Genomic DNA, 12,762 nt, shown 5'->3' on the forward strand with positions numbered 1-12,762 from the left:
ACAACCAGCAACTGCCGCAGTCAGCGCTGGGCAGCAAGACGCCCATGCAGGCCATGAAGAACTGGTATCAGACTCACCCGCATCTGTTCCATAAGCGGCTATATGATCGTCCGGGATGCGACACCTAAACTACCCGGCTTCCAGGAGATCCACCCAGATGGCAATCACAGAACAGGCCGTGCTCGGCGCGCTCGCGGCCGTGGCCGACCCCCATACCGGCAAGGACTACGTCTCCACGCGCGCCGTGCGCAACCTGAGCATCTCCGCCGGCGGCGACGTGGCCTTCGAGGTCGAGCTGGGCTACCCGGCCAAAAGCCTGGTCCCCGCGCTGCGCGAGCAGCTCGTGGCCGCCGTGCGCGCCGTGCCCGGCGTGGGCAACGTGTCGGTCCACATCGCCAGCAAGGTCATCGCCCATGCGGTGCAGCGCGGCGTGCAGCTGCTGCCGCAGGTCAAGAACATCGTCGCCGTCGCCTCGGGCAAGGGCGGTGTGGGCAAGAGCACCACCGCGGTCAACCTGGCGCTGGCGCTCGCGGCCGAGGGCGCGGCGGTGGGCGTGCTCGACGCCGACATCTACGGCCCGAGCCTGCCGATGATGCTCGGCATCGCCGGCCGCCCCGAGAGCACCGACGGCAAGACGATGGAGCCGCTCGTGGGCCACGGCATCCAGGCCATGTCGATCGGCTTCCTCAGCAACCAGGACGAGGCCATGATCTGGCGCGGTCCGATGGCCACGCAGGCGCTCGAGCAGATGCTGCGCCAGACCAACTGGCGCGACCTGGACTACCTCGTGGTCGACCTGCCGCCGGGCACCGGCGACATCCAGCTCACGCTCGCGCAGCGCGTGCCGATCACCGGTGCCGTGATCGTCACCACGCCGCAGGACATCGCACTGCTCGACGCGAAGAAGGGCATCCGCATGTTCGAGAAGGTCGGCGTGCCGATCCTCGGCATCGTCGAGAACATGGCCGTGCACGTGTGCAGCCAGTGCGGCCATGCCGAGCACATCTTCGGCTCCGGCGGCGGCGAGAAGCTCGCGGCCCAGTACCACGCCGACTACCTCGGCGCGCTGCCGCTGCACATCGCGATCCGCGAGCAGGCCGACGGCGGCAACCCGACCGTGGCGGCCGACCCCGACGGCGAGATCGCCCGCATCTACAGGCAGGTGGCCCGCCAGGTCGCGGTGACGATCGCGCAGAAGGCCAAGGACTTCTCGGCGAAGTTCCCGACCATCTCGATCAGCAAGGGAACGTGATACCCCTTGGAGGACCAGGCTGCACCGGGCGGATGATGCGCGCTGCATGAACATACTGGTCTCCATGCGCTACCTGGCTGCGCTGCACGAGCACCGCCACTTCGGCCGCGCGGCGCAGGCCTGCGGCATCACCCAGCCGGCGCTGTCGAATGCGCTGCGGGCGCTGGAGGCCGAGTTCGGCGCCGTCATCGTGCGGCGCGGCCGCACCTATGCCGGCCTCACGCACGAGGGCGAGCAGGTGCTGCGCACGGCGCGGCGCATGCTGCACGAGCACGAGCAGCTGCGCCAGAACCTGAGCGCCGGCGGCGGCCGGCTGCAGGGCACGCTGCGCATGGCGGCCGTGCCCACGGCGGTGCCGGTGCTCGCGCGCTTCGCCGCGCTGCTGCAGGCGCGCGAGCCCGGCATCGTGCCGGTGGTGCTGTCGATGAGCTCGCTGGAGCTGGAGACGGGCCTGGAATCGCTCGCGCTCGACCTGGCGCTCGGCTATACCGGCCGCACCCATGTGCGCGAGGTCAAGGTCGCCGCGCTGCCGCAGTACACCGAGCACTATTTCTTCGTGCGCCGCGCGGCCGGGCCGCAGGCCGCGACCCTGCGGATCGGTGCGCCGCTGGGCTGGCGCGAAGCGGCCGCGCACCGGCTGTGCCTGCTCACGCGCGAGATGCACAACCGCGCCATCGTCGACGAGGCCTTCGCCCAGGCCGGTGCGCCGGTGCAGCCGGCCATCGAGACCAATTCGGTGCTGGCGCTCGCGCTGGCGGTGGCGGCCGGCGAGGTCTGCGCCGTGCTGCCCGGCGCGGTGCTGGCCGCCGTGCGCGGCTACCGCGACCTGGAGGCGCTGCCGCTGGTGGCGCCCGAGGTGCATACGCCGATCGGCTGCATGGTGCATGCGAGCGAGCGGCCGTCGCGCGCGCTCGAAGCCGCGCTGGCCGTGCTGGCCTCGCCGCCATGGCAGGCGCACCGCGATGCGCATGCGGGCGCGGTGGGAGGCTGAGCCGACCGCGCGTCGCCGCTGTGCCGCAGCGCATCATTTCCACGGCGAATCGTGCAATTGCCGGAAATGATTTGACGCAGCTCAAAGCGGATGGCGACACTTGCTGCGCTGGAGGCGCGGCCGCGTCCGCCATGCCGCGGCGCAGGCGCCGTCCAGCGACAACGACCGCTAAAGAGAAAGGAGACATTTCATCATGGCCATCGCAATCGACCCGGCGCCCGCCACCAGGCCCGGCCTGCTCGACAAGGAGCGCACCATCGCCGGCCCCGGCTTCAACCGGTGGCTGGTGCCGCCGGCCGCCCTGGCCGTCCACCTGTGCATCGGCATGGCCTACGGCTTCTCGGTGTTCTGGCTGCCGCTGTCCAAGGCGTTGGCCACGGCCGGCGCCGGCGCGGCCTGCGGCAAGGACGTGGGCTTCTTCGCCCAGCTCTTCACCACCGACTGCGACTGGCACGTGGCCACGCTCGGCTGGATGTACACGCTGTTCTTCGTCTTCCTCGGCTGCGCCGCGGCCATCTGGGGCGGCTGGCTGGAGCGCGCCGGCCCGCGCAAGGCCGGCGTGGTGTCGGCCCTGTGCTGGTGCGGCGGCATGCTGATCTCGGCCGTGGGCATCAGGACGCACCAGTTCTGGCTGATGATCCTGGGCTCGGGCGTGATCGGCGGCATCGGCCTGGGGCTGGGCTACATCTCGCCGGTGTCCACGCTCATCAAGTGGTTCCCCGACAAGCGCGGCATGGCCACCGGCATGGCCATCATGGGCTTCGGCGGCGGCGCCATGATCGGCTCGCCGCTGGCCGTGGACCTGATGAAGGCCTTCGCCACGCCGACCGATCCGGGCGTGTTCCAGACCTTCGTGGTCATGGCGCTGGTCTACTTCGCCTTCATGCTGGCCGGCGCGTTCGGCTACCGCGTGCCACCCACCGGCTGGCATCCCGCGGGCTGGACGCCGCCGCCCGCGCAGGCGTCCAACGCCATGATCACCCGGCGCCACGTGCACGTGAGGCACGTTTGGGGCATCCCGCAGTTCTGGCTGGTCTGGCTGGCGCTGTGCATGAACGTGTCGGCCGGCATCGGCGTGATCGGCATGGCCTCGCCGATGCTCCAGGAGGTGTTCGGCGGCTCGCTGGTCGATGTGCCCAGGAAGTTCGGCGAACTCGACAAGGCCGAGCTGGCCGCGATCGCCGGTGTGGCCGGCGGCTTCACCGCGCTGCTGTCGCTGTTCAACATCGGCGGCCGCTTCTTCTGGGCGAGCCTGTCCGACCGGCTCGGCCGCAAGCGGACCTATACCGTGTTCTTCGTGCTCGGCGGGCTGCTGTACGCCAGCATCCCGGGCTCGGCTGCGGCCGGTAGCGTGCTGCTCTTCGTCGGCGCGTTCGCCATCATCCTGTCGATGTACGGCGGCGGCTTCTCCACGGTGCCGGCCTACCTGGCCGACCTGTTCGGCACGCAGTTCGTCGGCGCCATCCACGGCCGCCTGCTCACCGCCTGGGCCACGGCCGGCATCCTCGGGCCGGTGGTGGTGAACTACATGCGCGAGTACCAGCTCGGCCTGGGCCTGCCGCGCGAGCAGGTCTACAACCAGACCATGTACATCCTCGTGGGCATGCTGGCCATCGGCCTCGTGGCCAACCTGCTGGTGCGCCCGGTGGCGGCCAAATGGTTCATGAGCGACGAGGAACTGGCGGTCGAGAAGAAGCTCGCACACGAGAAGGCCGTGGCCTCCGAGGTCGGCGCGGGCCGCGGCACGGGCGGCGCGACCAGCCCGGCGCTCGTCGCCTTCGCCTGGGCGGCCGTGGGCATTCCGCTGGCCTGGGGCATCTACCGCACGCTGCTGAGCGCCGCCCAGTTCTTCCACTGACCCGACCCGCCGCCGAGGAGGAAACCACGATGTCCGAACAGAAGATCCATTTCTACCAGGGGCCTGCCGGCGGCTGGGGCGCGCTCAACAGCGTGAAGAACGCGCTGCTGCGCCAGGACATCCCGATCAAGGGCGCCAGGACGCTGCTGTCGGCCAACCAGCCCGACGGCTTCGACTGCCCCGGCTGCGCCTGGCCCGACCGCAACCATGCGTCCACCTTCGAGTTCTGCGAGAACGGCGTGAAGGCCGTGGCCGCCGAGGCCACGGCGCGGCGCGCGGGGCCCGAGCTGTTCGCCCGCCACAGCGTGAGCGAGCTGGTGGGCAAGAGCGACTTCTGGCTCGAAGACCAGGGCCGGCTCACGCATCCGATGGTCTACGACGCGGCGAGCGACCACTACCGCCCGATCGGCTGGGACGACGCGTTCGCGCTGATCGCCCGCCACCTGAACGCGCTGCCGGACCCGAACCAGGCGATCTTCTACACCTCGGGCCGCGCGAGCAACGAGGCGGCCTTCCTCTACCAGCTGTTCGTGCGTGAGTTCGGCACCAACAACTTCCCCGACTGCTCCAACATGTGCCACGAATCGAGCGGCAGCGCCATGCGCCCGCAGATCGGCGTGGGCAAGGGCACGGTCACGCTGGACGATTTCGACAAGGCCGATGCCATCTTCATCTTCGGCCAGAACCCCGGCACCAACCACCCTCGCATGCTCGGCGAACTGCGCCAGGCCCACAAGCGCGGCGCGCGCATCGTGAGCTTCAACCCGCTGCGCGAACGCGGGCTGGAGCGCTTCGCCGACCCGCAGGACAAGCTGGAGATGGCCACCGGCCGCTCCACGCCGATCAGCACGCACTACTACCAGCTGCGCGTGGGCGGCGACCTGGCGGCGGTCAAGGGCATGATGAAGCACATCCTCGAACGCGAGGACGCCGGCGCCGAGGTGCTCGACCGCGACTTCATCGTCCGCCACACCACCGGCTTCGAGGCGCTCGCGGCCGACCTGCGGGCCGAATCCTGGGCGCTGATCGAGCAGGAGTCGGGCCTGCCCGAAGCCCAGATCCGCGCCGCGGCCGAGGTCTACCTCGGCGCCGACAAGGTGATCGCCTGCTGGGGCATGGGCCTCACGCAGAGTCCGCACGCGGTGGTCACGATCCAGACGGTGGTCGACCTGCTGATGCTGCGCGGCAACCTCGGCCGCCCGGGCGCGGGCGCCTGCCCGGTGCGCGGCCACAGCAACGTGCAGGGCGACCGCACCATGGGCATCTGGGAAAAGCCCCCGGCCGCGCTGCTCGACCGGCTGGAGCAGGTGTTCGGCTTCGCCGCGCCGCGCGCCGACGGCGTCGATGCGGTCGAGGCCATCCGCCTGATGTGCGACGGCGGCGCCAGGGTCTTCTTCGCGCTCGGCGGCAACTTCGCATCGGCCACCCCCGACACGTACGCAACCTGGAGGGGCCTGCGCCATTGCGACCTCACGGTGCACGTGGCCACCAAGCTCAACCGCAGCCACGTGGTGCATGGGCGCGAGGCGCTGATCCTGCCCTGCCTGGGCCGCACCGAGATCGACATGCAGGCCAACGGCCCGCAGGGCGTGACGGTGGAGGATTCGATGAGCATGGTGCACATCTCCATGGGCATCAACCCGCCGGCGTCCGAGCACCTGCTGTCGGAGCCGGCCATCGTCGCGCGGCTGGCCGAGGCCACGCTCGGTGCCCGCAGCAGCGTGCCCTGGCTCTGGCTCATCGAGGACTACGCGCGCATCCGCGACAAGATCGAAGCGGTGTTCGACGACTTCCACGACTTCAACGCCAGGGTGGCCGTGCCCGGCGGCTTCCGGCTGCGCAACACCGCGGGCGAGCGCATCTGGAACACGCCCTCGAAGAAGGCCGCGTTCTGCACCCATGCCGTGCCGATCGACACGCCGGTGCACCGCGCCCGCGCGCAGCACCGGGACGCGCGCGTGCTCACGCTGATGACCACGCGCTCGCACGACCAGTACAACACCACCGTCTACGGCCACGACGACCGCTACCGCGGCGTGTTCGGCCAGCGCCGCGTGGTCTTCATCCACCGCGAGGACATCCGCGACCTCGGCATGAAGGCCGGCGACTGGGTCGACATCAAGACCGTCTGGACCGACGGCGTCGAGCGCCGCGCCAACCGGTTCAAGCTGGTGGCCTACGACATCCCGCGCGGCAACATCGCCGCCTACTACCCCGAGACCAATCCGCTGGTGCCGCTGGATTCGGTGGCCGAGACGTCGAACACGCCGACGTCCAAGTACATCCCGGTGATCCTGGTGCCGCACGAGGCCGCGGCAGCGGTGCCAGCGGCGCCGGCCACCGCACAGGAAGCCTTTGCATGAGCGATGCAGCCGCGGCGCAGGATCCGCTCGTCCACGCCCTCCTGGCCCTGCTGGGCGAGGAGGGCCCGGGCGCGGCCGTGTCGCTGCCGCGCATCGGCAAGCGCCTGGGGGTGGGCGCCAGCGTGGTGATGCGGGCGCTGTCGCGGCTCGGCAGCGCGGCCATCGGCGGGCAGCCCGGGCCGGGCTGGGTGGAGGTGACCCATGACGGCGCGCGCTGGCTGGTGCGCCTGACGCCCGCGGGGAGCGCGGCCGCGGCGCAGGCCGCAGGAAGCGCCGGTGGCGCGCAGTCCGGCACGCTCTGAGCCGCCACCTGAGGCGCGCCTAGAGCCTGTAGTCGAGCGTGATGGCGAAGTTGCGCGGCGCGCCGTAGATGGCGCCGTATTCCACGGTGCCGATGTACTTCTTGTCGAACACGTTGTTGATGTTCAGGCGCAGCGTGGCCGCCGGCGTCAGTTCGTAGGCCGCGAAGGCATCGGCCACCGCGTAGGCGCCCTGGTGCGCGCCGCCGACCTTGCTTACGCCGGACTGCCAGCGCGCGCCCGCGCCCAGGCGCAGGCCCGGCAGCGCCGCGACGCGGCTGTCGGCGCGCAGCTTGAGCGTCTTGCGCGGCACCCACTCGTAGATGTCGTTGCCGTCCGGGCCGGTGAGCTTGAGCTGGGTGTAGCCCACGCTGACCTTGGCATCCTTGCTGATGCGGCCGGTGGCCTCGGCCTCGAAGCCGCGCGACTTCACGTCCTGGCTCGTACCAGTAGTTGCCGCTGGCATTCACGCCCGCGTAGGTGGCCAGACCAGACTGCCTGGCGGTGAATACCGCAAAGGTGGTGAGCAGTTGGCGGTCGAGCCAGTCGGCCTTCACGCCGGCTTCGGTGTTGACGCCCTTGACGGGGTCCAGGTACTGGCCGTTGTAGTCGGTCTGGTCCTGGTTCTGGAAGAGCGCAGCGCCTCATTGCTGCCCGTCAGGCCGTAGTCGGTGATGTCTTCCTGGTCGATGACGCTGATGGTCTGCGGAGTCTCCTTGATCTCCAGGGGCAGGCCGGTGGCGCCCGTGGACACGCGGTTCTCACGCTTGTTCGTGATGGAGACTTCCTTCAGCGTCGCTTCCTGGGCGTGGGCGACGCCGGCGGCGGCGACCATCGCTGCACAGGCGGAGACGGGGAAATTCGATGTCATGGTGATGGATGGCGGACAGGACGAGTGACGTCGAGCAGGGCGTTCCTTGCGGTTTTGCAGCAGGCAGCGCGCTGAAGATGTGATAATTCAAATGAGAATGAAATGAATTCATGGATTATGTCGGGATTGCAGCCTCGCGGTCCGCGCACCGTTGCGCCGATGCGACTTCCTCCCGGTCCCGACGGCAGGCGCACAATCGGCGCACGATGACCGAATCCCGGCCCGACACCTGTTCCGACGCCGTCCTGCCGCCTGCGGTGGTGGCGGCTACCGTGCAGCAGCACCGCAGCGGCGCCGAAATGCGGACGGCCGACGACCGCATCGCCAGCGAAGTCCCGGTGGCCCTGGTGTTCAACGGTATCTCACACGCGGTGATGATGGCGACGCCGCAGGACCTGGAGGACTTCGCCCTGGGTTTCGCCCTGAGCGAAGGCGTCGTCGACACGCCGGCCGACTGCCGCGATATCGCCGTGGCCACGCAGGCGCCGGTCTGCGGCACGGACGGCCTGCCTGCCGGGACCGCATCGTGCGAGGTGCAGGTCGAGATCTCCAGCCGCAGCTTCGCTCGCCTCAAGGAGCGCCGCCGCAGCCTGGTCGGCCGCACCGGCTGCGGCGTCTGCGGCACCGAGAGCCTGGATGCGCTCGACCTCGTGCCCGAACGGGTGCAGGCGCGCGACTGGCTCGCCGGCATCGACCTGCCAGTCGTGCAGAAGGCATTCGCCTCGTTCTCGGCGCGGCAGCCGCTCAATGCCGAGGCCGGCGCCATCCACGCAGCCGGCTGGGCGACCCCGGAGGGCGAACTGCTCGACGTGCTCGAAGACGTGGGTCGCCACAACGCGCTCGACAAGCTGATCGGCCGCCTGGCCCGCCAGCGCCGGCTTGGCACGCCGGGGTTCGTCGTCATGTCGAGCCGGGCGAGCTACGAGCTGGTGCGCAAGTGCGCGCGGCTTGACATCCCGGCGCTGGCCACCATCTCGGCCCCGACCTCGCTCGCGGTCCACATCGCCGGGCAGGCCGGCATCCGGCTCTGGGGCCTGTGCCGCGGCCCGCGCGCCGTGCTCTACGCGGCGGGCTGAGAGGCCTTCCACCAGTCGATGAAGGCCCGCAGCGGCGGCGCGGCCTGCCGCCGTCCCGGGTAGTAGAGCTGGAACGGCGTGCCCGGCGGCAGCCAGCCGTCCAGCACCGCCACCAGTTCGCCGGCCGCCACGTGGGGCGCCGCAGCGGCTTCGTACAGATAGGCCCAGCCCACGCCGTCGAGCGCCGCGCGCAGTGCCATGCGCTGGTCGTCCACCGTCAAGGGCCCGGGCACGTCGAGCGCCAACGGCGAGGCGCCGCCCTGCCGGAATTCCCAGTGGTAGAGCGCGCCGCTCGGAAAGCGCAGCCGCACGCAGGGCTGGGTCAGCAGGTCCCAGGGTTCGGCGGGCCGCGGGAGGCGTTGCAGCAGCGCCGGGCTGCCCGCGACGATGAAGCGCTGCGGCCCGCCCAGCGTGAGCGCCACCATGTCGCGCGGCACCGATTCGGCGAAGCGGATGCCGGCATCGCAGCCGGCGGCCACGATGTCGACGAAGCCGTCGTGCGTCACCAGTTCGAGATGGATCCGCGGGTGGGCCGCGAGGAAGGGTGCCACGACCGGCTCCAGCAGCAGGCAGGCCGCGTTGCGCGGCAGGTTGATGCGCAAGGTGCCGGCCGGCGCGCCGTCGGCGCCGCCGACCGCGCGCAGGGCCGCCGCCAGCCCGTCCAGATGCGGCCGCAGTTCGGCCAGCAGCCGCTGTCCGGCCTCGCTGGGCGCCACGCTGCGCGTCGTGCGCTGGAGCAGTGGCACGCCGAGCTGCGATTCCAGCGCCCGCACCGCCTGGCTCACGGCCGAAGGCGTCACGCCGAGCCGGGTTGCGGCGCGCCGGTAGCTGCGCAGTTCGGCCACGGCGGCGAAGGCGCGCAGCTGGGCCAGGTTGGTATCGGACGGAGAAGGCATGGAGAGGGTTGGGGGGAACAGTGAAGCGGAGCTGCATGCGGCATGCAGCGCTGGCGGGATTGTCGCCAGCGCCCGGGATGCGCAGGATCGCAGCTCCTGCAACCCCTTGCCGATGCTCCACCATGCCACTGCCATCCAATACCGACTCCGCTCCCCGCTTCCCCGACCTGCGGGGCAAGGTCGTCCTCGTCACCGGCGCATCCTCGGGCATCGGCGCGGCCGCCGCGCGGCTGCTCGGCGCGCAGGGCGCGCGCGTGGCGCTGTGCGCGCGCCGCGCCGATGCGCTCGACGCCGTGCTGGCCGACGTGCGCGCCGCCGGCGGCGAGGGCATCGCCGTGCCCGGCGACGCGGCGCGCGACGATGCCGCCCGGGCCCTCGTCGCCGCCGCGCTCGGCCGCTGGGGCCGCATCGACGGCGCCTTCAACAACGCCGGCACCCTCGGCCGCGGCGGGCCGGTGGAGGCCCAGGGCGATGCCGACTACGACGCCGTGTTCGACGTCAACGTGCGCGCGGCCGTCCACGCGCTGCGCCACCAGGTGCCCGCGCTGCGCGCCGGCGGCGGCGGCTCGCTGGTGTTCACCGCGTCGATGGCCGGCACCGTCGGCTTCGCGCAGGCGGCGCTCTACAGCGCGAGCAAGCATGCGGTGGTCGGCCTGGTGCGCAGCGCGGCGCTGGAACTGGGGCGCGAAGGCATCCGCGTCAACGCGCTGTGCCCGGGCGTGGTCGCCACGCCGATGTCCGATGCCGGCTTCGGCAGCCCCGAGGGGCGCAACCGCTACGTCGCCGCCACGCCGGCCGGCCGGGCCGGCACGCCCGCGGAGATCGCCGCCGTCGCCGCCTTCCTGCTCAGCGGTGCTTCGGACTTCGTCAACGGCGCCCAGATACTGGCGGATGGTGGTTTCACTGCCGCTTGAATAGCAAGCGCTGCAAAGGGATACTCCCACGCATAAACATTCCGTCCTTCCCTTCGCGCGCGCTCGCCGGCCGTGCCGTCCACCCGATCGGCCTGGGCTGCATGGGCATGAGCGAGTTCTACGGCGCCGCCGACGAGGCCGAGTCGCTGGCCACGCTGCATGCCGCGCTCGACCTCGGCATCGGCCACTTCGACACCGCCGACACCTACGGCCTGGGCCACAACGAGGAACTGCTCGGCCGCTTCCTCGCGCAGCTGCCGCCCGGCCGGCGCGCGGGCATCGTGGTGGCGACCAAGTTCGGCATCGTGCGCGCGCCGGGCCGCTACGAGCGGCGCATCGACAACAGCCCGGCGTACATCCGCAGCGCCTGCGACGCCTCGCTGCGCCGCCTGGGCGTGGAGGCGATCGGCCTGTACTACTGCCACCGGCGCGATGCGTCGGTGCCGATCGAGGACGTGGCCGGTACGCTGGGCGACCTCGTGCGCGCCGGCAAGGTGCGGGCCATCGGCTTTTCGGAGGTCAGCGCCGACAGTCTGCGGCGCGCCCATGCAGCGCATCCGGTGGCCGCCCTGCAGACCGAGTTCTCGCTGTGGGAGCGTGGCGCGCAGGCCGAACTGCTGCCGCTCGCGGCCGCACTGGGCGCGGCCTTCGTCGCCTACAGCCCGCTGGGCCGCGGCATGCTGACCGGCGCGCTGCCGGCCACCGACCGGCTGGAGGCCGGCGACTTCCGCCGCGCGCTGCCGCGCTTCAACGGCGACCACGGCGCGGCCAACCGCGCGCGGGTCGATGCCTTGAAGGCCCTGACCGCCGATTGGAACGTGACGCCGACCCAGCTCGCCCTGGCCTGGCTGCTGCACCAGGCGCCGCACGTGCTGCCGATCCCGGGCGCACGCCGGCAGACGCATCTGGCGCAGAACGCCGCGGCGTCGGTCATCGGCCTCGACGATGCGCAGCTGCGCTCGCTCTCGGCGCTGTTCGACGGCGCCGAGGCCGGCGCCCGCTATCCCGACGCGGGCTGGGCCGGCATCGAGACGCGCGGCTGACGTTGCGGCGGCGCGAGCGTCTGCGGCCGGCCGGCCGGGCCGGCCTCATTCCCCCGCCAGCGCCACCACCGGGTCGAGCCGCGCGGCCTGCCGCGCCGGGATGAAGCCGAACACCAGCCCGGTGGCCACCGCGCTGCCGAAGGCCATGAGCATGGACCGGACCGAGAAGATCACCGGCACGTGCCAGGCGATCAACGCCACGCCGATGGCCAGCCCGGTCACCACGCCCGCCGCGCCGCCGACCAGCGACACCATCACCGCCTCGGTCAGGAACTGGCGCTGGATGTCGCGCTGCCGCGCGCCCGTGGCCACGCGGATGCCGATCTCGCGCGTGCGCTCCTTCACCGCCATGAGCATGATGTTCATGATGCCGATGCCGCCCACCACCAGGGAAATGCCCGCGATCAGCGCCAGCAGCAGGTCCTGCTGGCGCGCGGCCTCCTGCTGCGCCTGCACCTGCGCCGCGCTGTTGCTGATGCGGAAGTCCTCCACGCCATGCGCGTGCCGCAGCACGGCCGTGATGTCGCGCACCGTCTGGTCGATGCGCTCCAGGCTGTCCACCAGCACCGAGACGAACGACAGCTGCGTGCTGCCGAGCACCCGGCGGCTGCCGGTGGAAAACGGGATCAGCACCACGTCGTCGTCGCTGGCGTCGCCGCTGACCGCGCCCTTCTCCTGCAGTTCGCCGATCACCAGGAAGGGCACGCTGTTGATCAGCAGGTGGCTGCCCACCGTGTTCACGTCGCTGCCGTACAGGCGCTCGCGCGCCGTCTTGCCGAGCACGGCCACGGTGGCGAGCCGGCGCTCGTCCTCGCGGTCGAAGAACACCCCCCTGGCGAGGTTCCACTGCAGCACGGCGGGCGCATCGGCGGTCACGCTCCAGACGGAGGTGGAGAAATCCCTGCCGCCCGCGCGCAGCATCGCCTTGCCGCCGAGGAACGGCATGGCCACCTGCACGTTGGGCACGGTGGCGACCAGCTGCGCGTCGGCCTCTGTCAGCACGCCGCGCAGGCCGCGCGCGCTGTCGGTGCCGGGGCGCACGTACATGCGGTGGGTGCCGAACAGCGCGATCTGATCTTGCCCCCGTTTCACGGACACCCCTATAAGCGATTAACTATCGCAATAGGAGGTGGACGATGACCAAGAGCAAGGCAGGCAGAAAGGGGCAGGAGTTCAGCCTGGAGTTCAGGTAGCAGGCA

The 12,762-nt window shown here is 71.2% G+C and carries 12 protein-coding genes and 1 pseudogene; 9 read left to right on the forward strand and 4 right to left on the reverse strand.

All coding sequences use genetic code 11. The annotated features are described in order from the left end of the window. From GAK38_RS21925 to GAK38_RS21950, 6 genes and pseudogenes are all read left to right on the forward strand, one after another. Positions 1-128, forward strand: a pseudogene (locus GAK38_RS21925) (IS481 family transposase); the annotation flags it as partial. A gap of 29 nt (positions 129-157) precedes the next feature. After that, positions 158-1,252 carry an iron-sulfur cluster carrier protein ApbC gene (gene apbC / locus GAK38_RS21930; RefSeq protein ID WP_325347043.1) on the forward strand — a complete coding sequence of 365 codons (1,095 nt, stop codon included), beginning with the start codon at positions 158-160 and terminating at the stop codon, positions 1,250-1,252. 46 nt (positions 1,253-1,298) lie between these two features. Further along, complete coding sequence (locus GAK38_RS21935; protein ID WP_325347044.1) at positions 1,299-2,243, forward strand: LysR substrate-binding domain-containing protein; 945 nt, start codon at positions 1,299-1,301, stop codon at positions 2,241-2,243. 193 nt (positions 2,244-2,436) lie between these two features. Continuing rightward, positions 2,437-4,101, forward strand: a complete 1,665-nt coding sequence (locus tag GAK38_RS21940; RefSeq protein ID WP_325347045.1) for an OFA family MFS transporter — start codon at positions 2,437-2,439, stop codon at positions 4,099-4,101. A gap of 29 nt (positions 4,102-4,130) precedes the next feature. Beyond that, positions 4,131-6,464 carry an FdhF/YdeP family oxidoreductase gene (locus tag GAK38_RS21945; protein ID WP_325347046.1) on the forward strand — a complete coding sequence of 778 codons (2,334 nt, stop codon included), beginning with the start codon at positions 4,131-4,133 and terminating at the stop codon, positions 6,462-6,464. Then, positions 6,461-6,766 (forward strand): hypothetical protein, encoded by a 306-nt coding sequence (locus GAK38_RS21950; protein WP_325347047.1) that lies wholly within the window; start codon positions 6,461-6,463, stop codon positions 6,764-6,766. The genes GAK38_RS21945 and GAK38_RS21950 overlap by 4 nt, the downstream gene beginning before the upstream one ends. A 19-nt stretch (positions 6,767-6,785) precedes the next feature. Here GAK38_RS21950 and GAK38_RS21955 read toward each other — a convergent pair whose 3' ends face one another. Both GAK38_RS21955 and GAK38_RS21960 read right to left on the reverse strand, forming a co-directional pair. Then, the gene (locus tag GAK38_RS21955; protein ID WP_325347048.1) at positions 6,786-7,196 is read right to left on the reverse strand and encodes a TonB-dependent receptor domain-containing protein; all 411 of its coding nucleotides are present in this window, start codon (positions 7,194-7,196) and stop codon (positions 6,786-6,788) included. A 120-nt stretch (positions 7,197-7,316) separates the two neighbouring features. Further along, positions 7,317-7,634, reverse strand: coding sequence for a hypothetical protein (locus tag GAK38_RS21960; protein WP_325347049.1), 318 nt, complete (start codon positions 7,632-7,634; stop codon positions 7,317-7,319). A gap of 206 nt (positions 7,635-7,840) precedes the next feature. Between GAK38_RS21960 and fdhD the strand changes: the two genes are divergently transcribed. Next, on the forward strand, positions 7,841-8,710 hold the full coding sequence (fdhD, locus tag GAK38_RS21965) for a formate dehydrogenase accessory sulfurtransferase FdhD (protein WP_325347050.1): 870 nt from the start codon (positions 7,841-7,843) through the stop codon (positions 8,708-8,710). Here the strand turns inward: fdhD and GAK38_RS21970 are convergent. Further along, the gene (locus tag GAK38_RS21970; RefSeq protein WP_325347051.1) at positions 8,695-9,606 is read right to left on the reverse strand and encodes a LysR substrate-binding domain-containing protein; all 912 of its coding nucleotides are present in this window, start codon (positions 9,604-9,606) and stop codon (positions 8,695-8,697) included. The genes fdhD and GAK38_RS21970 overlap by 16 nt on opposite strands. Positions 9,607-9,728: 122 nt before the next feature. Between GAK38_RS21970 and GAK38_RS21975 the strand changes: the two genes are divergently transcribed. Together GAK38_RS21975 and GAK38_RS21980 are read left to right on the forward strand one after the other, a co-directional pair. Beyond that, positions 9,729-10,520 (forward strand): SDR family NAD(P)-dependent oxidoreductase, encoded by a 792-nt coding sequence (locus GAK38_RS21975; RefSeq protein ID WP_325347052.1) that lies wholly within the window; start codon positions 9,729-9,731, stop codon positions 10,518-10,520. Next, positions 10,517-11,563 (forward strand): aldo/keto reductase, encoded by a 1,047-nt coding sequence (locus GAK38_RS21980; RefSeq protein ID WP_325347053.1) that lies wholly within the window; start codon positions 10,517-10,519, stop codon positions 11,561-11,563. The genes GAK38_RS21975 and GAK38_RS21980 overlap by 4 nt, the downstream gene beginning before the upstream one ends. 45 nt (positions 11,564-11,608) lie before the next feature. Here the strand turns inward: GAK38_RS21980 and GAK38_RS21985 are convergent, their stop codons facing one another. Beyond that, entirely contained in the window at positions 11,609-12,655 is a 1,047-nt protein-coding gene (locus GAK38_RS21985) for an ABC transporter permease (RefSeq protein WP_325347054.1), read from the reverse strand. Positions 12,656-12,762 lie beyond the last annotated feature (107 nt).

It is taken from the genome of Xylophilus sp. (genome assembly GCA_009914555.1).
GTDB lineage: Bacteria > Pseudomonadota > Gammaproteobacteria > Burkholderiales > Burkholderiaceae_C > WNDY01.